This window comes from Rhodocytophaga aerolata (assembly GCF_030503435.1).
Taxonomy (GTDB): domain Bacteria; phylum Bacteroidota; class Bacteroidia; order Cytophagales; family 172606-1; genus Rhodocytophaga; species Rhodocytophaga aerolata.
Genome location: NZ_JAUKPO010000028.1, coordinates 26,954 through 48,786, shown reverse-complemented (window position 1 = coordinate 48,786; position 21,833 = coordinate 26,954). Strand labels below are relative to the sequence as shown.

Genomic DNA, 21,833 nt, shown 5'->3' with positions numbered 1-21,833 from the left:
TTTCTGATAAAAGATACGTTCAGTAAGTACTCTACTTAATTTAATAATATAGGAGCCATTTCAGCACATTAATATATATTCTCTATGCAGGAGTTTTTCACCTTCTTATATGAATTATTTATAGGCGAACATCCCAATGAAGCAGCCTTAATCCGGAACGAAGTGTTTCCGAGTGTAGGGTTACTTACTTTATTCATTACCCTGCTAATGGTACTGCTTTACTATTATGGAATGAATAGCCTAAGTACACGGGCAAGGTTTAACTATACCGGGTATTGGATAGGCGTTATGCTGGTAAATGCCATTATTTGTTTCGTAGTTGCCTTAAACAAAATAGCCAATGGCCTAGAGGTACACTTTGATGATTATGAACCATATTTCTATTACTTTGCTGTAGAAAATGCATTTTACAGTATCTTCTTTTTCCTGCTGTTTTCGTTAATATTCAAAACCTGGAGTAAGCATGCACCTTACGTACCCTTTAAATTTCCAATGAGGTAGGTAAACAAGGGGATTAGCTCAGGTATATTTTTAGTCATTTTACGAGTGAAGAACATTTTCTGGAAAAGATAATTTCTTCTGTTATTTCTATATACGTCAGATTTCCAACGTCGAATTCATGAGCAAACTCTTTTTATTTGGTATAGGTGGTACAGGTGCCAGAGTAATAAAATCGTTAACGATGCTGATGGCGGCCGGTGTAGAGGTGAAAGCATCCCGTATTGTACCCATTCTCATAGACCCGGATGCCCGTAATGGTGACACGGTCCGGACCATGAATTTGCTAAAGTTATATAAGAACATTCATCAAGAGCTGGGCAGCCGGGAAAGAGGCTTTTTTAAAACAGATATTTCTACCCTCCAAGATGTATGGAACGACAAAGATGGCAAACTTAGCTCGGGATTTAATTTTCCTTTCCTTGCTAATAACGAAACCTTCGAGAATTTCATAGATTTTCATAACCTTTCTAACCGTTCGCAGGATTTACTGAGCTTGTTATTCGGCAAGCAAAGCCGGGAAAGCACACTGGAAGTTGGCTTCAAAGGAAATCCCAACATTGGCAGTATTGTGCTGAACAAGCTTACAGAATCGCCTGAGTTTACGTCTTTCGGCAAAGCTTTCAATCCTGGCGACCGCATATTTATTATCAGTTCCATTTTTGGCGGTACAGGCGCCTCGGGTTTTCCATTGCTGCTGAAGAAATTCCGAAGTACAGAATCTACGTATGCTGGGGCAGGCGCTATAAATAATGCCATTATTGGGGCCCTTACCGTAAAACCATATTTCGGCCTGCACGACAGCGATAACAGTGCTATTGATTCCAATACATTTATAACCAAAACAAAAGCAGCTCTTTCTTATTACCTGCATAACCTGAAAGGCTTAAATGCCCTGTATTATGTAGCAGATACCATTAATAAAAGTTATCAGAATAGTGAAGGAGGGGAAGAGCAAAAAAACCAGGCGCATATTGTAGAACTGATTGGAGCCCTATCTATACTGGATTTTCTGGATTACCGCGATAGCGAGTTAAACGAAGGCCGAACCTTGTATCATGAATATGGCTTGAAGAGTGATGCAAAAAATGCCAGCCAGGTAGAATTTGGCCATTTATCTGCCGAAACCAAAAATAAGATTGGGCAACCACTTACCCAGTTGAAAGTATTTGCTAAGCACTATACAGAGCATTTACGCGAGGCTACCCGGCATCCCTATTACGAAAGTCTGGAACTGAACCGCAAACTGGATACAGAGCCTTTTTATAAAGATTTAAACACCTTTTTTCAGAACCATTTTTATCCCTGGCTAAAAGAACTCTCAGAAAACGAACGGTCATTACGCTTGTTTAATCTGAACAATGAACTGAGTTTATTGATTTCCGGGGGCAAACCTATTCGGGAAGGTAAAATTTTCAAATCAGCCGTAGATTTTACCTATCTGGATGGGATTTTCACTAACCTGCGTACATCTATTATCCGCGATAAATCACCAAAGGATTTTATGGAACTGATGTATCAGGGAACAGGCAAGTTGTATGAGGAAAATATCAAGCCTTTGCCGTAATAAATAGAGGAGCCATCAACGTAGCACCAATTCTATTTAATTGCGGGTAACTAAAACTTTCATTCCATGAACAATAAATTCACGCTACATAAAACAAAAAATCCCACAGATGAAGGCTGGCACCAGATCAGTGGAGCCATCAACAGCGATCAGATTGTAGAAATAGCCGATACAGAAGGCCGCAAAGCAACCCGTGGGCTTACATCTGTACCTAGCCCGTTTGCCAGAATGCATCTGTTCGCTACGGCCTTTGATATGGTGAACAAAGATGGCCATACCCAGGATTCTGTCTATCACCGCATGGTTTCCCAGTGTCTGGATATGTTGGAGCTGCTGTTTAATTACCAGGGATACAAAAAAGCCAAAGCTAATTTGAGTATTACCAAATGGAGCCGCGACAATGAAATACAGGCGATGTTAGGTAGCCCACACGCCAACCAGCGTTTGTTAGGCAAAACATTGCAACTGTTTCTAGAGCAAGAAGGCGATACAGGTACATTTAACAGTGTGCGCGATATATACATCATTAAATATGATTATCAACTGATTGGAGGCTCGTCGCCGCTAACCTTATTTTTCACCAATCCCGATCTGAAGCCAATAGACCTGAAAACACCCAAAGGCGACCGGTATTTTGAGCGGAATGTAGCTCTGCATCAGCGGCACGAAGATTTTCAGAAATACCTTTATAAATTATTCAGAACTAGTTCGGAGCTGAAACGTTCGTGCCGGACAATGTTTGAATACATTATAGAAAGCCGCGACGAATATGCGTCAAGAGAGATAAAAAATGCCTTGTATGATATAGATAATACGTATCAGCCGGGCGATTTAGCAGGTGAGTATGATTTTCTGCGGGATGATGAGAATAATATTGTTACCATTGATGGCGTAGAGTTTGTGCAGAAACGCCCGGAAAGTGGAGGAATTGAAGCCAAAAGTGATTTTACCATTAACCATAATTCTGCAAAAACCATTGCAGGTACTAAGCCCTTAGTGCTAAAAAATGGCTTCGACCGCACAAATATGAATTATGTGGCCGGACCATGGAGCCCGAACACAAAAGTGCCTCTGAAAGATCCTATGCCTTTAAATCAGCGGGTATTACCAGACACACATACGGTCTATCCTTACCTAACCATTGGCGATTTTCTGGAAGATTACATCATTAAGCTTCCTTATGGAGTAAATGAAAGATACTTTGTTACCGGAAAGCACAACGCCAGTCTCACGCAAGACAAAGTATTTCCTTACCTGCTGCCAATCAACCGCCGCTATTTCGACTATTTCGAACTGGAAGATCTTCAGCGGCACCTGAATTTTGAAATTAAAGAATCCAGCCTGGCAGGGGAACGGATTACCGTACGGCTGAATATTCCGATCCGCAAAGGAGAAATTAATTTTGAAAAAACTTATTATCCGAAGTTGCAGGATTATCCAACGCTGGAACGCAAAGATGAAGATGGAGAGATAGTAAACTGCAAAGTAGGCCTGGGTATTTTTCCTTTCTACAAAGTAATTAACCAGCCGCAGTATAATAACTATTACAAATTGATGCTGATTGATGTAGACGACCGGGAAGATTTGATTAATGAAGAATATGACCTGAAGTTTTTCTCGGCTAATGTAGATCTGGAAGGCAATGTGAAGAAAAATAACCGCCGTTCTAAAAAAGAAGAGCTCATAGGCTCATCTACTTATTATGAAGTCGACCGGGCTTTCGATTATGTGGAAATATATCCGCAACGGATCAGGCGGCAAGAGATCAAAGGCTTAATTATACCTAAATGGCGTCCGGTAAATATTGGCGGGCGCACATTTACATTTGCCATAGATTTTGGCACCACCAATACGCATATTGCCTATGCTGATGACCTGAATCCTATGCCGCGACCGTTTAATATTGGCGAGGAAGATGTGCAGGTAGGTATGCTCAATAAACCTGCTGATGTAGAATCCAGTGATAAAACGTTGGTAGCAGCTAAATATACCAGAGGACTAAGCAACCTACGTGAAGCACTTATTTTACAAGAACGGGAGTTTGTGCCTTCTATCATTGGAGCAGATTTTGGTTCTAATTTCCGCTTTCCGGTACGCACAGCCATCAGTGAAACAGAAAATTTTAAGATAGAACCGGCAGTCTTATTAGGCAACCTTAATATTGCCTTTAGTTTTGAGAAAGAACGCCTGGACAGAAAAGCACCCGTAAAAACCAACCTTAAGTGGCAGTCGCAGCTGGATGTAAAAGGAATGCAGCGGATTGAAGCTTTCTTCAAAGAAATGCTCGTGCTGATAAAGAATAAAATTATATTGAATAGTGGCGATCCGGCAAAGTCCCGCATTGTCTGGTTTTCACCCTTGAGTATGAGTGATTATCAGAAAGGCGACTTCCAGGAGACCTGGCAACGGAATTTTGAGGCTATTTTTGGTAACAGTGGCACCCTTACCCATATAACTGAGTCGGTGGCTCCCTTCTATTTCTTGCGGAGAACAAACCAGTTGGTGGCGGGCGAGAATATTATCAACATAGATATAGGGGGCGGCACAACCGACGTACTATTATTTGTAGGCCAACAGCCCCGTTTCGGATCATCTTTTAAATTTGGTGCTAATGCGATTTGGGGAGCTGGGTTTAATGCCCATGAATTCCATGACAAGAGCAACGGATTCTTACAGGCGTTCAAAAAACAAGCCCGGAAAGATGCAGCCAGCACTCGTAAATCCTCTACTGGCGATAACGCTAATATAGAGGAATTTTATAATGACCTGATTCATTATGGTTCCGATGCAGATGTTACTCTGGCTTCAGCGGATATAATTAGTTTCTTATTTAATTATGATGAGGAAGCAAGGCCACAGCTAAAATTCAGCGACTTTATCCGCAATGATAAACACCTGAAGATTATTTTGCTGCTGCATTATAGTGCAGTTATTTACCACATAGCCCAGCTGATCAACCATGTGAAAGAGCATAAAGACCCGTCTATTGTTATACCCAGGTATTTTGTGTTCAGTGGCAAAGGTAGTTTGTATATTAATGCGTTAGGCGGCGCTAGCGGCAAAGGAATCCGGCTGGTTACCAAACATATTCTAGAAAGTGTATGCGGACCCCATGGCTTAGCTATACCAGCTAATTTCGAATTGATATTGACCAAAGAGCCCAAAGAAGCGACAGCTAATGGAGGCGTATTAGCCAACCAGAATGGTTCAGGGCCAGATATTACACATATTGTGCTCACCGGTGCGCAAGAAACAAGTACACCAGGGCAACGGATAAAATACGGAGAAATAAGCCCGGAACTGCAAACCAGTGTACTGGACAATGCCAGAAAGTTGCTAAACCTGGTACTAGACAATGAAGAGCTAAACCTGAAAAACTACTTTGGGATAGATACAGATTTGGATTTGGTAAAACGAAGCATCGAAATGCATTTGAGGGATGGGCTGCAGGAAGGATTGGCGGGTTTTGTCAACAACAAAGAACCTTTGGAAGAAACCTTGTTTTTTTATCCATTCATTCATAGCTTGGTACATCTTTCCAAAGAACTCAATACCACCTATTATGCGTAAATTCGGAAATTATCTAGTTATCAAACCTGCTTTTCCTACCTGGTCTTTTTTCCTTTTCTATAGCCTGCTTTGCCTGCTATCGGTAGATCTGTATGCCCAGAGCAGCAAAAAAGAGCTATACGAGCAGACGATTGATCGGTTTAATTTTTCAACGATTCAGTATGTATTGGCAGATGATAAGCAAAAGCCGGAAGCAGGTAAATTAGCTTCTCAATTAGACGGATTGCAAGGCAATGCAGACTCCTTACTCAGTAAAATTGTGGGGGTGTATGGCCCCAATTCCAAAACACAAATCCTGAGTGCTACCATAAATGGGTTTAAAAATAAGTATGTGGAAGACCGGGCATTGGGCCGGCAGTTTGCAGATGTAGGGAAGTTTATCCGGGAAGACAGAAAAGGGAAAAGTTATCTGCCTCAACTTGAAAAAGACCTGCAAAGCATAGAAGAAGAAGCACTTTTGAAAGCTTCAACTCTGGCTGGCACTGATAATACACAAGCACAAATGCAAAATGCCTCTTTGACTTCAGCCAGTACGATGTCAAAGGTAGCACAGGGCCCTGCCTCCCAACAGGCAGAACTGCCAACCTGGGTAATTTTGTTAATCGGTCTAATTGGTGTCGTTTCTTTGGCCAACCTTTACTTGTATTACAAAATTTTTCAACGAAGACGTACCTCCAGCTCCAGTAAAGAAGACTCGCATAGAACGGTATACCAAGTACGCGATTTTGAAATTTTTCCACGTATCGAAAAGAATGCAGAGGCGTTGGAAAAGAAGATAGAAGACCTTAGAAAAGAAATGTATGCGATGGTAGGAGAACGCAAAAATGGTGCGGTAACCACGACAGAACAGGTTAAACTACCAGCTGCCCCCCCCGTGGCTGTTGAGCAGAGAGATTCTTTACCTAAGCCAGTGGTGCAAACTACAGCCGTAGAGCCAGGAAAAGTGGTGGAATTCCAGCTCAACAAGCCTGCCGTGGATTCTCCTAAAACGCTGAAGAAATATGCCGACTACCCAAAAGAAAATGGTTTTGTAATGTCGCAGTTACAAGATAGCAGCGACCGGCGCAGTATCTATGAACTTACCATTCCGCCAGATAGTGACTACGCCCAGTTTACCATAGTGGACAATAAAGAGCTACACGAATATGCCATACAAAACCGGGAGAGGTTATTAAAAGATGCCTGTGATTTTGAAGTTTCTTCTTCGCAACATACCAAAATAGAAGTACTCAGGCCGGGAAAATTGCAAAAAAATGGCAACACCTGGCAAATCCGCCATAAAGCGCAGATAAAATTTGTGTAAGCATGCAGACAGATATGGATTTAGTGCGGTTGCTGGAAATTGTATGTATTGCCATAATTCTGCTGATCCAGTTTTATCAGTTTATACAAAATAAACGGAAAATAAACAACCTGAAAGATGTTTACCCAGATGAAGGTCTGGAAATTGTTCAGATAGAAGAAGCAGAAGGGCTTAAGTTGATCAATCCCAATAATGATTTTCACCGGGAGTTTATTCATATACTATCGGCTACCAATTTATATCTGCAAAAAAACCGGGGTGCGGCTGCCGATTTTAATATACTCAAAGACATTTCGGAACGCGAGTCGGATGCCCTGGAGAATGACATAGAAGCTAACATTGCCCTTCCGCTATATGTAGGTTTGCTGGGGACTTTCCTGGGAGTAATTATTGGGTTAATCCGCATAGCTTTTTTTACAGGTATAAACGATTCCTCCATACAATCTTTTCTAGGTGGCGTACTCATCGGAATGGCTGCTAGCGCCTGTGGGTTGTTACTCACCACGTTAGGTAATTATTACCTAAAACAAGCCAAACTTCGCAGGGATAGGAACAAGAACAACTACTATACATTTTTACAGGCCGAATTATTGCCTTCCCTGTCATCAGATATGGCTAGCAGTTTGGTTAGCTTAAAAGATAATTTAGATGCTTTTAATCAGGAATTCTCACAAAACATTTCTTCTTTCAAAGGAACGGTAGCTGGCATCACAGAGAACCTATCTCTTCAAAAAGATTTTTTAGAAATGCTGCAAAAAGGCGGCTATCAGCAAATCGTGCAAGCTAATGTAGACGTGTTCGACAGAATTGAGAAAAGTATGCCTGTTCTGGATAAATTTATCCGATCCATAGAAGAAGCAAATGTGCTCACTGAACAAAGCAAAGCTTCTTTTTCTGCTATTAAGCAGATTATGGATGATTTAAAAGGGTTCCGGGAAGGTATTCATGGATTAGGCCGTTATATACAGGAAAACGATAATCTGATAGAGAAACAGGTACGTTACCTGAACGCCTATATCCAGACAGCCGGACAGGCCACCGACAGCATGGGCAAGCATTTCGATAAAGCAGATGATGCCATTACCCGGTTTGTAGAGAAGCGAATTCAGACGTTAATGGAAGATTCGCGTAAAGCCGCTGTACAGATAGAGGAGTATTTTGCCCAACTGAGGGAAGATAATATACATGTGGCTCTGGCCAAACAGATAGATTCGCTGAAAAAAGAAATAGAGCAACTCAACAACAGCCGGGAAAATTACCGCTTTGCTACCCAATTAGCCAATCAGCCGGCTGTTTCCCGCTCAGAGTCAGCACCAACCATTATCCGGGAGGTAGTACCAGCAGAAGTAAAGAAAAATGATTTTGTGAACTCTCCGGCGTTTAAAATATTCGTTTATGTAAGCACCGTTTTCTATGGTGTAGCATTAGCCGCCTTTATTGGGTTTCTGTTAGCCCGATTTATGAACACATGATATTTCCATGTACGACGTCCGCCCAACGGGATGAGAAGAACAAGGGAGATTCTATGTGGTCATTAAAAATCATTATTTACACATGAAAAGCAAAAGCACCAATGTATTCTGGGCAAGTTATGCTGATCTGATGACAGCCTTATTTATCGTGATGCTGGCTTTGTTCATATTGAGCTATAAACTTTTTCAGGACAGGCAAAGTGAACTGATTGTACTAGCAAACCAATACCAGAAAATACGTGAAATAGAAGCCGCTTTAAGTGCCCTGGAAGGCGAATATTTTCGTTTCGATTCGGTAAACCGCCGTCATGAACTTAAACTGGATATTGCTTTCCGGTCTGGCAAAGCAGATATTGCTCCCGCCTATTATAATGAATTGAAAGAAGCAGGGGAGAAGTTAACCAATACGATTAAAAACATTAAAACTGACCAGCCGGTGCGGTATGTTGTTATTATTGAGGGGATGGCCGCCAGATACACCACGCAGAAAGACTTATGGAAGAATACCAGTGAACGTGATTTTACGTATGGGTTGAGTTATCAGCGGGCGCTGGCTTTATATAAGTTCTGGGAAAATAATGGCATCGAGTTTGACCGAAATACTTTTGAGGTAATTATTGCCGGAAGCGGCTTTTTTGGTGCGGGCAGATACAGCGGTGCAGAAGAAGCAAGAAATAAACGGTTTCTAATTCAGGTAATACCAAAAATAGGTGTATTGGAAAAGCGGTAGTCTTAATTGCAAGGCAAAATTCAGGAAACAAAACCAATCTTTATCTGTTCTCCTTCGTAGGCTGGGTATAACCATAATTCACTTCTTTGATTTCTCACCAGATGATGTTCGAAAATACGCTTGCTTTTGCCCGAAAACTAGATGCAGAAGATCCCTTAAAAAATTACCGGGAGCAATTTTATATTCCTCAGCAAAACGGAAAAGAGGTTATTTATTTCTGTGGCAACTCTCTGGGCTTACAGCCAAAATCTGTTCGGAAGCTAGTAGAAGAAGAATTGGAAAAATGGCAAAATTTGGCTGTAGAAGGCCACTTTACTGGCGATAATCCCTGGTTTACCTATCACAAACAATTTAAAGAGCCTGTTGCCAGATTAGTAGGAGCTTTGCCTCATGAGGTGATTGTGATGAATAACCTCACCACTAACTTGCATCTGATGTTGGTATCTTTCTATCAGCCTTCTGGGAAACGTATTAAAATCATCACCGAAAAAGGTGCTTTTCCTTCCGATCAATATGCCCTGGAGTCGCAAGTGCGGTATCATGGGCATAATCCGGATGAAGTTATTATAGAGCTTGCGCCTAGAGAAGGAGAGTGTACGCTAAGAACTGAGGATATTATATCTACAATTGAGCAGCATAGCCAGGAATTAGCATTGGTTATGATGGGCGGGTTAAATTACTACACCGGCCAGGTATTCGATATGCAGGCCATCACTGATGCCGGGCATAAAGCCGGGGCGTATGTTGGTTTTGATTTAGCGCACGCGGCCGGCAATATTATGTTGGACCTACACGCATGGCAGGTTGACTTTGCCGTTTGGTGCACTTACAAATACCTTAATTCTAGCCCTGGAGGAGTAGCAGGCGCCTTTATTCATGAGAAACATGCAGCCAATACACAGTTGCCCCGCTTTGCCGGATGGTGGGGACATAGGGAGGAAGAGCGTTTTCAGATGAAAAAAGGGTTTATACCAATTTATGGCGCAGACGGATGGCAACTGGCTAATGCTCCTATCTTACTAATGGCTGCACATAAAGCAGCGCTAGCTATTTTTGATGAAGTTGGTATGGAAGCTGTTTCCCGGAAAAGTAAAAAGCTCACCGGCTATCTGGAATATATGCTGAAGAGCAATCCTGTTATGGAAAAACGTATTCAAATAATTACGCCAGAAAATCCTGCTGAACGAGGAAGTCAACTATCATTGCTGGTAAAAGAAGGAGGGAAGCAGTTGTTTGAGGCTATCTCCGCAGCAGGCGTAATAGCCGACTGGCGGGAACCTAATGCCATAAGGGTAGCACCAGCCCCATTGTATAATTCATTTGAGGAAGTTTTTAGGTTTCATGAGATACTTTCCGGTCACTTACGCTGAATTATATATACGCGGATGATAAAACAAAAAAGGCATTGGTTTCTACCAATGCCTTTTTACTATATGAAAAATATGTTAAGATACTTTCTTGGCCACTGTAGTGATGATCAGATTTTCACTCTTTCCATCATGATCAGCTAAAATAGTATCTCCTTCTGAAACTTCGCCTTTCAAAATTTCCTCGGCTACTGGATCTTCCAGGTATTTCTGAATAGCTCTGTTTAAAGGACGTGCACCATATTGTGGATCGAACCCTTTCTCAGATAAGAAATCTTTGGCTTTCTCAGTCAACTCTATTCTATACCCTAATGCAGTTAACCTGTTAAACAATTTACCCAGAGTTAAATCAATAATCTTATGAATATGCTCCCGTTGTAAAGAATTAAATACAATTACATCATCCAAACGGTTCAGGAACTCCGGAGAGAAAGCTTTACGCAGTGCATTGGCAATGGTACTCTTCATCAGATCATCTGAATTTTCAGATTTGGCTCTGGTGCTGAAACCAATACCGGCACCAAAATCTTTCAAGTCACGCACCCCAATGTTGGAGGTCATAATGATGATGGTGTTTCTAAAGTCAACTCTTCTACCAAGGCCATCGGTTAATATACCATCGTCTAACACCTGCAACAGCAAGTTAAACACATCCGGGTGAGCTTTTTCAATCTCATCTAGTAAGATTACGCTGTAAGGCTTTCTTCTGATCTTTTCTGTCAGCTGGCCCCCTTCTTCGTAACCCACATATCCGGGAGGCGCTCCCACTAAGCGGGATACGGAGAATTTCTCCATATACTCACTCATATCTATACGCACCAGTGCATCTTCTTTGTCGAACAAATAAGTTGCCAGTACTTTAGCAAGCTCTGTTTTACCAACACCTGTAGGACCCAAGAATACAAAGGAACCAATAGGCTTTTTAGGATCTTTCAGACCTACTCTGGTACGCTGAATGGCTTTAACCAGTTTACTAATGGCATCATCCTGGCCAATTACTTTGCCCTTTAGCTCATTCCCCATCTCCAGTAATTTATTGCCTTCGTTCTGAGCTACACGTTTCGTAGGAATACCAGTCATCATCGCAATTACCTCCGCTATGTTTTCTTCCTGCACATTATATCTGCGCTGTTTGGTATCTTCTTCCCAAGCATTTTTAGCTCTATCCAATTGTTCCAGCAAACGCTTCTCCTTATCTCTCAACTGGGCAGCTTCTTCATACTTCTGGCTTTTTACAACCTGGTTTTTCTCCTTCTTGATATTTTCAATCTGCTCTTCCAGCTTCAGAATATCATCTGGCACCGTAATATTATTTATATGCACCCGTGCACCTGCCTCATCCATTACGTCAATTGCTTTATCAGGCAAAAATCTGTCGCTGATGTAACGGTCAGATAGTTTTACGCAAGCCTCAATTGCTTCAGGTGAATAGATGACATGGTGATGGTCTTCATATTTTTCCTTGATGTTGGTAAGGATTTCAATGGTTTCTTCCGGAGAAGTAGCATCTACCATTACTATCTGGAAACGTCTGGCCAGCGCGCCATCTTTTTCGATATATTGACGGTATTCATCCAGCGTAGTAGCTCCAATACATTGTATATCTCCACGGGCCAAGGCAGGCTTAAACATGTTGGATGCATCCAGAGAACCAGAAGCGCCACCGGCACCTACAATGGTATGTAACTCATCAATAAACAGAATTACTTCCGGGGATTTTTCCAGCTCATTCATTACTGCTTTCATCCGCTCTTCAAACTGGCCGCGGTATTTAGTACCTGCCACCAGAGAAGCCAGATCCAGGGTAACTACCCGCTTACCAAACAACACTCTGGATACTTTCTTGTGAATAATGCGCAAGGCCAGGCCTTCAGCAATCGCTGTTTTACCAACGCCAGGCTCTCCAATTAAAATTGGGTTATTCTTTTTACGGCGGCTCAGAATTTGCGCTACCCGCTCAATTTCTTTCTCCCGGCCTACAATAGGATCAAGCTTGCCTATTTCAGCAAGTTTAGTTAAATCGCGTCCAAAATTATCGAGCACCGGAGTTCTTGATTTTTCAGAAGGATTTTTACCGGATGATTCTTTGCCACTACCGCTACCACTGCCAAACATACGGGCATTGTCTTCATCGTTGTCATCCGTATCCGGACCAGACATTGGGTTGTGCGAATGATACTCAAGTAATTCTTTAATTACTTCATAGTTTATATCAAACTTGGCTAAAATTTGTGTGGCAATGTTATCTTCATCGCGCAGGATAGACAAGAGCAGATGCTCTGTGCCAATCAGCTGGCTTTTGAAAATTTTAGCCTCTAAATAAGTTATTTTCAGTACTTTTTCTGACTGACGAGTAAGAGGAATATTAGCCAGGTTCTTGACATTATTCGTTGCTGTACCTTTAGTAGCTTGCTCTATAGATGTTCTTAATTCGTCTAACGATATACCTAGCTTTTTAAGTAACCCCACAGCCACCCCTTCTCCTTCGCGAATCATGCCAAGCAGTAAGTGCTCCGTGCCAATATAATCATGGCCTAAACGAAGTGCTTCTTCCCTGCTCAACGAAATTACCTCTTTTACTCTGTTTGAGAATTTTGCTTCCATACTTCAGGAGTATTATAATAAATGAGAGAATTTTTCAATTAATGTAAATAAAGTTAAGGATAACTATTTGTATAGTTTACAACTGAACTATACGAATACTATGTGATAAATACAAATTTTAAAAGATTGCAGTAAAATAATAACGCAAACAAAAAGAAATTTGTTTGTAAATCAATAATTAAAGTATCACAGATTGACGGATTATTTCAAGCGACCGGGGGCCTTCACAAAACAATACATCGATGATACTCAAGTTAGAGACAAAATTGTTGCCAAAGTTTTGTCTATATCTTACAGGTGTATATAAATTACTATTTTTATCTCCTGATTTTGGATGAATGGCTGATCTGAAGTCTTTTACGGCAATTTCTTCCGTGCTTTTATAACTGTCTGTAAAATTTATTTTCTTATTTACTTTAAGTAAACTTAGACAATTTGTCAGCAAATCCAGGTTCAGATCAAACAAATATTTATATTTTTTTACATAAACTCTTTCAAAAAAATCTGCATAGTGCTCAAAAAAAGGCGCTTTGCCGTATGCCGAATAAATAGTACGCCAGTGATCTGTTAGCCATTTCTGCGTATAATCTATCTGCACATCCCGAATCAGCTGTTTACTGTTGCCTTTTACTATGGGCACTGACAATATGGCTACTTTAGTAGCGGTAAGTATATGGCACCGGTTCCGGTAACTTTGTTTCTGATAATGTTCATGTGCCTCAATATATACCGTATCATATTTTAATAAGCACGCAAAGTATTCTAAACAAGGGAGGTACTGCAATTCTACTACTGCACTCTTTGCAGGCATATCAAATTTTTAATCCGAGGAAATATCCTTTCAATAACTTTGTTCCATAAATAAAATAAAAAGAATGAATTTAGCAAATTGACTAAAAAATAATTGCTAAGAAATGTACTTTGACTGAGGAACAGACCTGTTAGAGTAAAAAGAATATTGAAATATTACTAATTGATATCTATGTTTTTAATAACCAGTATATCCCGGTTGCCCTTCCGTGTGTTATATGCCCTTTCCGATTGCTTGTTTTTTGTCTTGTACTATGTGTTAAAATACAGGAGAGAAGTAGTCAAAAGAAACCTTGTAAATGCTTTTCCTGAAAAATCCACAGAAGAGATTGGTCTTATAGCAAAAGAGTTTTACCGCAACCTCACAGATGTAATTGTAGAAACAGTAAAAGCCTTAACCATATCTGACCAGGAGTTGAATAGCCGGATACATGTACTAAACTTTGATGCATGTATGAGAGAATTAACCAATAACCAATCTATTATTGTGATGGCTTCGCATCAAGCTAACTGGGAGTGGTTGCAACTGGTATTTTCCGCTAATCTGGCTAAAAAACATATTGCTGTAGATGCAGTATACAAGCCCTTGCATAATCAATTCTCTGAACGATTGATGCTTGCCATCCGGACACGTTTTGGCTCTTATCCACTACCAATGAATAAACTACCTAGGGAGATAGTGAGCCGTAGACCCATTACCCGGATTATTGCCATGGTCGCCGATCAGATGCCGGCCCCTGAAACCGCCTACTGGACCCAGTTTTTAAATCAGGATACTCCATTTTTTACCGGGGCAGCAAAAATAGCCCAGCGTACTGGCTATCCGGTTTTTTATGTAGGCATGAGAAGAATTAGAAGGGGTTATTATGAGGTATATGCTCATCCATTAAAGGTAGAGCCGGTTACCAGTAATCTGGATCATTCTATTATAGAGGCGTATGTGCAGGAAGTAGAAAAAGCCATCAAGCTATCCCCTGCTCAATGGCTGTGGTCACATAAACGGTGGAAGCATAAACGGGCAAAAACTATAGTAGATGAAGGGCAGTAAAATCTTATTGTTGTTGTCTATCTACTATTCATACCTACATAACTCGTCCTGTCTAGCGTTCTTATTTCTTTTTTCGCTGCTTTACAAATATTGGTTAATATCGCCTAGCCCCTGGCGTACTACTACAAATTCATCCTGGGTGCAATCCACAATAGTAGAAGCTACATTATTGCCATAACCTCCGTCAATTACAAAATCTACTTGTTTCTTAAACTTTTCAAAGATCAGTTCAGGATCAGTAGAATATTCTATAACCTCATCATCGTCTTTAATAGAGGTAGTAACAATGGGGTTGCCAAGTTCATTTACAATGGTCCGGGCAATGGAATTATCCGGCACCCGGATACCTACTGTTTTTTTAGGGGTATGCAAGATACGGGGTACATTGTTGCTGGCATTTAGTATGAATGTAAAAGGGCCAGGCAAAGCTTTTTTCATAATTTTGAATGTGGGGGTGCTTACGACAGCATACTCTGAAAGGTGGCTTAAGTCATAACAGATAAATGAAAGGTTAATTTTCTCAGGCTTGATCCCCTTAATCTGGCATACTCTCTCTACCGCTTTCTGGTTATGAATATCACACCCCAGCCCATAGACCGTATCAGTTGGGTAAATGCCTACACCTCCGTTTTTCAGGATGTTTGCTATCTGGATAATTTTTTTCATCTCAGGGTTCTGAGGATAGATCTTCAGGAATGTAGCTGACATAACAGGAAGTTGAGGTTTAAGGTGAGCGAATGTATTAAATATACTAAACTGATTACAGGATATAAACTAGGGTACATACTAATTTTGTGTATGTTGGGTTACTCATATAGCTAATAGCTGCAAATGCAAGAGTTTTGCTACCTGTTGAATTAAATTTACATAAGACTGCAACACATATTGGCCGAATACGTGCAGACACATTACACAGCATATCAGACAAATTAGTAATTTTGTTTCATGTTTAAATCAAAGAAGTTACTGGCCGGAGTAATTATCACGTTCTCTATTCTTCTGGCTACTTTTTCCTTTTATATCTATCAGGTAGTGAAAACACCCAATCTACAGGTAGATAAACAGGATACGTATTTATATATTCCAACCGGAGCCACGTATGAAACGGTACTAGACTCTATTCAGCGGAAAGACATTGTGCACGACATTATGTCTTTCAGGTTACTGGCTAAAATGCTCGACTATCCGGAAACAGTAAAACCTGGCCGCTACCTGATTAAAAAGGATATGGGTAACCGGGATGCCTTGTTAATGCTCCGTGCAGGCAGGCAGTCGCCTGTGAAGTTAACGTTTAACAATATACGGCTGAAAGAAGAACTGGCCGGCAGGCTTACCCGTAATCTGGAAGCCGATTCAGCCACTTTCAATCAACTGATTACGGATAAAGAAGTAGTAAGCCGCTACGGATTTGATACCACGACTATTATGTGTATGTTTCTGCCCAATACCTATGAAATGTATTGGAATACTTCCGCAGAAAAACTACTGGAACGGATGTACAAAGAGTATACTTCTTACTGGACAGAAGAACGGTTGCAAAAAGCAAAAGACTTAAATTTTACGCCCGTGCAAGTATCCATCCTGGCATCTATTGTACAGGCTGAACAAGCGCAAAAAGCCGATGAGAGACCCAAAGTGGCAGGTTTGTATATTAACCGTCTGCGGACAGGAATGCCCTTGCAAGCAGACCCAACCTTAGTATTTGGCTTAAGGAATTTCGGATTGAAACGGATTTTAAAAGTGCATATGGATGTAGATTCCCCTTACAATACGTATAGAAATACCGGATTGCCTCCTGGCCCTATTAACCTGCCGTCTATTTCATCCCTCAATGCGGTATTGAATTATGAAAAGCATGACTATATCTATATGTGTGCAAAAGAAGATTTTTCAGGTTACCACAACTTTGCTGTTAATTACAGTGACCACCTGAAGAATGCGCGGCTCTATCAGAAAGCCCTAAACGCAGCGAACATTAAGTAATACTTTCATACAAATACAACTTCCACAGTTTTAACAACAATCGTAGCTTAAAGATATAGATTGTGGAATGGCAAAATATTAGTTATGTATACACATCATGTTCAGATACGAGTATGTTATGCAGATACCGACCAGATGGGATATGTATATTATGGCAATTATGCCCGCTACTTTGAAATTGCCCGTGTGGAGTGTTTACGTAACTTAGGATTCAGTTACAAAGAACTGGAAGCTTCAGGGATCATGATGCCGGTATTCGAATACAACACCCGTTATATGCAGCCTGCTCAATATGATGACCTGCTAACGGTAAAAGTGACTGTACATACCTTACCAAAGGTTCGGATGGTGTTTGACTATGAAATTTATAATGAGCAGCAAACACTATTAACAACTGGACATACTACGTTGGTTTTTATTAACCGTCAAACAAAAAGACCTTGTCCGGCACCACAACCTCTATTGCTTAAACTGAATCCTTACTTTACACCATATGCATAACCGCATAGAGAAAGTGGTTCTTCAATCGGAGCTTTACCGGAAATTAAAGCACAAATCCGATAACATCTATCTCCATGATAGAAAGACATCTCTTTCAAAGGTGCTAAGAATTTTGATGCGTAAAATCCAAAAAGACGAACTGGATGCCCGGGCCAATGCAGTTGCGTTTAATTTTACTCTATCAGTTTTTCCTGCGCTTATTTTTCTTTTTACACTTATTCCCTATATACCTATTGATAACCTGGATAAACAGATTATGTTACTACTCGGCCAGGTACTTCCCAAAGGTATTTATGTGGAAGCCGCTGCCACCATTGAAGATATTGTAAGCAGGCCAAGAGGAAATTTGTTATCTATCGGTTTCATTTTAACCCTATATGTGGCGACCAATGGGGTAATCGCATTAATGAATGCGTTTAACCGGAGTTACCGGACCGGCGAGAGACGGAGCTTTTTAAAAAAGAGATTTATTGCGGTCAGTATCACTTTTCTATTGGCGTTTGTTTTAGTTATGGCCATCCTATTACTGATTATAGGCAATATTGTATTGAATCTGCTTATAGAATATCATATATTAACAGATTCGCTCAGTTTTTACGCTATATCTTTTCTGCAATACATTGTAGTATTTTTAGTGTTCTTTACGGCTATATCCTTTATTTATCATTTAGCCCCTTCTGTTTCCCGGCGATGGCGTTTTTTTTCAGTAGGTTCTATATTGGCTGCTATCCTTTGTATTGTAATTACGCATGTCTTCTCTTTTTATATCAGCAATTTTGCCACCTATAATAAATTATATGGCTCTATTGGCACATTTATAGGCTTGATGATCTGGTTATATTTACTTTCGCTAACTTTATTGCTGGGCTTTGAAATAAATGCCAGTATTGATGAGGCCAGATATGGAGTTACCTTAGATGCCCTGGAGCGTGTAAAAGTACCCTGAGAATAGCTTAAAGATGGCTGAAAGGCTGCTAAAGTATAAGTAAGCTGAATAAAAATTATAGTATAACATTTGGCAAATTGCAGGTAAGCCTATACATTTGCAATCTGTTTAGAGGGATGGCAGAGCGGTCGAATGCGGCGGTCTTGAAAACCGTTGACTGTAACAGGTCCGGGGGTTCGAATCCCTCTCCCTCTGCTTCCTTCCATTTATCCGATGCAAAACCCTTCAAATCCTAAGATTTGGAGGGTTTTTGTTTATATTGTTTTCATAAAATTCAAGAAATTTCAAAAGTTATAATACATATTCGGTTACACATTTTTGTGCAATAAATGTGTAACCGAATATTGCTTCTTCATACAACCTTTCAATATTCATCCATTGTTTCACTTAATACCACAATTTGATATGAGACATATATTTTCAGTTCTATTCTGGTTTAGCAGCTATTGTTCCCGATGCCTCCAGTGGCATCGGGAAAGAAAACGTACTGGCACTTTTAAAGCAAGGTTATCAGGTATTTGCGGCTGCCCGCTGGCTGGAGTCCATGTAAGACCTGGCCAGGGAGGGCGCACACCTACTCTACCTGGATTTAAGTGATTCCAACAGTATCCGTGAATTTGTTTCCAGGGTTCTTTCACAAACCGGAAAAGTAGATGTGCTGGTAAATAATGCCGGATATGGCTTATATTGTGCCATGGAAGACGTACCCCTGGAAGAAGCCCGCCAGCAGTTTGAAGTAAAGCTGTTCGGACTAGCCCAGATGATTAAAGAAGTATTACCTGCCATGCGAGCGCAAAGAAGCGGAAGGATTATTAACGTAGGCTCTATCGGTGGAAAAGTATGGTCCTTTCTGGGCAGCTGGTAACAGGCCACAAAGTTTGCCCTGGAAGGTTTTAGCGACTGTCTGCGTAACGAACTAAGGCCTTTTGGTATGATGTAGTGCTGATTGAACCCAGATCTATCAAAACCGAATGGGCTTCTATCGCCGTAGCGCATTTATGCAAGGTATCTGCCAATGGGCCTTACCAGACAATGGCCGAACAGGCTGCCAGGTTTTATCTACAGACAGATGCCAAAAGAGGCGTTCAGCCACAAGTAGTCGCAAAAGCGATTGTAACTGCCGCCACCGTTTCAAAACCAAAAGCCCGCTATGTAGCCCCTGCCAGCACAAAGCTAGCCATTTTCCTGCGCTGACTACTGCCCGATGCTGCTTTCGACCGTTTATGGGGAAGTTTGTTTGGTATTCCCTCCAGGGCAGAATATTTAATCAGCAAACCAGACCTATCCTTATCCGGGCTGAAGCCAGTTGTGAAATAAGGTTTTGTCTGCAAATTCTATTATCCATAGCTTTTAGGATTAAGACAATGAGGAGAGGAATTTAGGCCTATTTTGTAGTGCAAAACAAGAAAGTATGATTGTGCTGAAGACGGGCGTTTAGTTGGATTATTTTGCCAGTAATTTCCCTAGCACCTACTCACTACCAGCTGGCAAAAGGTCTACATTCTGGCCGCTGTGCATTCTTGCTTTGATTGGTTTGCTAGTAGGTGCCTTCAATACAACAATAGCCAAGGGTTACACAACTATCCGGTTTGGCATCAGCAGCTTTCCAGGTTTTGAGCACGAAAATACCCGGATGCAATAAGTTGATACCTGCTGACTTCCTTTGAAAGTTTTATGGAACCTTCTAACACTAGCAATCATTGGGATTAAGTTTCTTTAAAGAAGTATGGGCTGGAAGAGAACTGATTTGAATTGATATATCAAATAAAGGGGGAAATTAATGATAACTCCTCTATTTTTGAACCTATGAATAAATTCGAGCGGACTATACTGATATCTTAACAAGTGATAAAACCTATACTAGGCTTAATGCCTAGTATAGGTTTTGTTTGGATAGATCTGAGCATGTAGTATTACGTATATAATTATATTGACAGTTATCCCCATGTTAGCAAAAGAGAGAAGAAACCAGGTTATACTCCTCGATCCACAAGGGCAGGTGATTGGCTATGAAGACAAGCTGAAAGCCCACCGCGAAGGCAGCCTTCATCAGGCATTTAGTATTATAATTGTCAATAGCTCTGATCAAATGCTCATTCAGCAACGTGGGCTAACAAAGTATCACTTTGCCGGGTTGTGGAGCAATGCCTGCTGCAGCCATCCCATGCCCCAAGAAACCATAGCGGAAGCTGCTCATAGACGACTAACAGAGGAATTAGGCTTTGATACGCCCTTGAAAGAAGCTTTCCGCTTCGTTTATAAAGTCAAAGATATACAAACTGCTCTCTATGAACACGAATATGATGTAGTGTTTTTAGGTATCTATCAAGGAGACCTATTTCCCGACAAAGAAGAGATCCATGCGCTCCAATGGGTAAAAATAGGGGATTTATTAACTCAAATCATGCATTGTGCTGATTCGTATACTGAATGGTTTAAAATCATTCTTAGTAGGCTTGAGCAGAAAAACCTCTTATCCTCTCAAGCTATTAGTGAGTATCTGCAGAAGCCATAAAACGGCTGCCAAAAGATAGCAGGAGAAGTCCCTACTTGATTCTACATGGTTGCTAAGCTAGATAAATGATAGAAAGCCCTACTTTTAGCACTAGTAGCAATAGGGTATAATAACAAAGGGGTATATATTATATCCAAAGAATTTTACTACTCTACTAAGTCTCCAGCAAAATGTAGATAGGTTTGATGAAAGAGTTTAGTTTGACTATCCTGCTATGTCAAGCTTATACCCACTTCCATGCACATTCACAATTTTTACTTTATGATCATCTTTCAGCATTTTTCTGAGCCTGGAAATAAACACATCCAAACTTCTGCCGACAAAATACCCATCATCCTCCCAAATAGCTTTTTGAATGATCTCTCTGGCAATTAATTTATTGGGACTATCGCAGAAAATTTTAAGCAAACCCGCTTCTTTTTGTGTCAGGTCATAAATCTGATCGCCCACTGTCAGCATTTGATTATCTATATCCAATATGCAAGTTCCAAAATTATACGTTGACTGCTTATCTGCTTGGCTAGCTATTGCATATACCCGTTTGAGAATAGCTTCAATACGTAATATAAACTCCTCCATACTAAAAGGCTTTGTCACATAGTCATCTGCCCCCAGCTTGAAACCCTTTATGCGGTCTTCTTTCATAGACCTTGCTGTCAGAAAAATAATAGGCAGTTCTAGATTCAATCTGCGTATTTCCATAGCTAAGCTAAATCCATCTTTCAGGGGTAACATGACATCAAAAACACCTAGATTATAGCTGTTAGTTAAATAAGCATTTAATGCAGACTGCCCGTCGGAAAACAAGTCCACCTGATAACCGGCCATCTCTAGGCTGTCTTGCAAAAGATACCCCATGCTTGGATCATCCTCTACGAGTAAAATACGTAGTTTCTGGTTTTGGCCTTTACTGATCATG

18 protein-coding genes and 1 tRNA gene are annotated in these 21,833 nt (G+C 40.7%); 15 read left to right on the top strand and 4 right to left on the bottom strand.

Annotated elements, in window-relative coordinates; genetic code table 11:
• The first annotated feature begins 84 nt into the window (after positions 1-84).
• The 7 genes from Q0590_RS28780 to kynU all read left to right on the top strand — a co-directional run bounded on the left by Q0590_RS28780 (position 85) and on the right by kynU (position 10,510).
• A complete protein-coding gene (locus Q0590_RS28780) occupies positions 85-501 on the top strand; it encodes a hypothetical protein (protein WP_302041108.1) in 417 nt (138 codons plus the stop codon).
• Between the two features lie 118 nt (positions 502-619).
• Positions 620-2,065 carry a hypothetical protein gene (locus Q0590_RS28775; protein WP_302041107.1) on the top strand — a complete coding sequence of 482 codons (1,446 nt, stop codon included), beginning with the start codon at positions 620-622 and terminating at the stop codon, positions 2,063-2,065.
• 66 nt (positions 2,066-2,131) lie between these two features.
• Positions 2,132-5,635 carry an acetate and sugar kinases/Hsc70/actin family protein gene (locus Q0590_RS28770; protein WP_302041106.1) on the top strand — a complete coding sequence of 1,168 codons (3,504 nt, stop codon included), beginning with the start codon at positions 2,132-2,134 and terminating at the stop codon, positions 5,633-5,635.
• Entirely contained in the window at positions 5,628-6,938 is a 1,311-nt protein-coding gene (locus Q0590_RS28765; protein WP_302041105.1) for a hypothetical protein, read from the top strand. The genes Q0590_RS28770 and Q0590_RS28765 overlap by 8 nt, the downstream gene beginning before the upstream one ends.
• 2 nt (positions 6,939-6,940) lie before the next feature.
• Complete coding sequence (locus tag Q0590_RS28760) at positions 6,941-8,410, top strand: hypothetical protein (protein ID WP_302041104.1); 1,470 nt, start codon at positions 6,941-6,943, stop codon at positions 8,408-8,410.
• An 82-nt stretch (positions 8,411-8,492) separates the two neighbouring features.
• Positions 8,493-9,140, top strand: a complete 648-nt coding sequence (locus Q0590_RS28755; RefSeq protein ID WP_302041103.1) for an OmpA family protein — start codon at positions 8,493-8,495, stop codon at positions 9,138-9,140.
• 101 nt (positions 9,141-9,241) lie between these two features.
• On the top strand, positions 9,242-10,510 hold the full coding sequence (kynU, locus tag Q0590_RS28750; protein ID WP_302041144.1) for a kynureninase: 1,269 nt from the start codon (positions 9,242-9,244) through the stop codon (positions 10,508-10,510).
• Between the two features lie 75 nt (positions 10,511-10,585).
• On the opposite strand, the gene Q0590_RS28745 is transcribed toward kynU, so the two are convergent.
• On the bottom strand, positions 10,586-13,111 hold the full coding sequence (locus tag Q0590_RS28745; RefSeq protein ID WP_302041102.1) for an ATP-dependent Clp protease ATP-binding subunit: 2,526 nt from the start codon (positions 13,109-13,111) through the stop codon (positions 10,586-10,588).
• Between the two features lie 178 nt (positions 13,112-13,289).
• Positions 13,290-13,922, bottom strand: a complete 633-nt coding sequence (locus Q0590_RS28740; RefSeq protein ID WP_302041101.1) for a WbqC family protein — start codon at positions 13,920-13,922, stop codon at positions 13,290-13,292.
• Positions 13,923-14,093: 171 nt separating this feature from the next.
• On the opposite strand from Q0590_RS28740, the gene Q0590_RS28735 reads away from it, so the two are divergent.
• Positions 14,094-14,969, top strand: a complete 876-nt coding sequence (locus tag Q0590_RS28735; protein ID WP_302041100.1) for a lysophospholipid acyltransferase family protein — start codon at positions 14,094-14,096, stop codon at positions 14,967-14,969.
• 81 nt (positions 14,970-15,050) lie between these two features.
• On the opposite strand, the gene Q0590_RS28730 is transcribed toward Q0590_RS28735, so the two are convergent.
• Positions 15,051-15,677, bottom strand: a complete 627-nt coding sequence (locus tag Q0590_RS28730; RefSeq protein ID WP_302041099.1) for an L-threonylcarbamoyladenylate synthase — start codon at positions 15,675-15,677, stop codon at positions 15,051-15,053.
• 237 nt (positions 15,678-15,914) lie between these two features.
• On the opposite strand from Q0590_RS28730, the gene mltG reads away from it, so the two are divergent.
• The 7 genes from mltG to idi all read left to right on the top strand — a co-directional run bounded on the left by mltG (position 15,915) and on the right by idi (position 20,914).
• On the top strand, positions 15,915-16,952 hold the full coding sequence (mltG, locus tag Q0590_RS28725; protein ID WP_302041098.1) for an endolytic transglycosylase MltG: 1,038 nt from the start codon (positions 15,915-15,917) through the stop codon (positions 16,950-16,952).
• An 84-nt stretch (positions 16,953-17,036) separates the two neighbouring features.
• Positions 17,037-17,453 carry an acyl-CoA thioesterase gene (locus Q0590_RS28720; RefSeq protein WP_302041097.1) on the top strand — a complete coding sequence of 139 codons (417 nt, stop codon included), beginning with the start codon at positions 17,037-17,039 and terminating at the stop codon, positions 17,451-17,453.
• Positions 17,446-18,399: a YihY/virulence factor BrkB family protein gene (locus tag Q0590_RS28715; protein WP_302041096.1), complete on the top strand. Its 954-nt coding sequence runs from the start codon at positions 17,446-17,448 to the stop codon at positions 18,397-18,399. Before Q0590_RS28720 ends, Q0590_RS28715 begins: the two co-directional genes overlap by 8 nt.
• Positions 18,400-18,509: 110 nt before the next feature.
• Positions 18,510-18,594 (top strand) — tRNA-Ser (locus tag Q0590_RS28710).
• Positions 18,595-18,952: 358 nt separating this feature from the next.
• Positions 18,953-19,264 carry an SDR family NAD(P)-dependent oxidoreductase gene (locus Q0590_RS28705; protein ID WP_302041143.1) on the top strand — a complete coding sequence of 104 codons (312 nt, stop codon included), beginning with the start codon at positions 18,953-18,955 and terminating at the stop codon, positions 19,262-19,264.
• A 74-nt stretch (positions 19,265-19,338) separates the two neighbouring features.
• Complete coding sequence (locus Q0590_RS28700; protein WP_302041095.1) at positions 19,339-19,593, top strand: hypothetical protein; 255 nt, start codon at positions 19,339-19,341, stop codon at positions 19,591-19,593.
• A 751-nt stretch (positions 19,594-20,344) separates the two neighbouring features.
• A complete protein-coding gene (gene idi, locus Q0590_RS28695; RefSeq protein ID WP_302041094.1) occupies positions 20,345-20,914 on the top strand; it encodes an isopentenyl-diphosphate Delta-isomerase in 570 nt (189 codons plus the stop codon).
• 204 nt (positions 20,915-21,118) lie between these two features.
• On the opposite strand, the gene Q0590_RS28690 is transcribed toward idi, so the two are convergent.
• Positions 21,119-21,832 (bottom strand): response regulator transcription factor, encoded by a 714-nt coding sequence (locus Q0590_RS28690; RefSeq protein WP_302041093.1) that lies wholly within the window; start codon positions 21,830-21,832, stop codon positions 21,119-21,121.
• Between the last annotated feature and the right edge of the window lies 1 nt (position 21,833).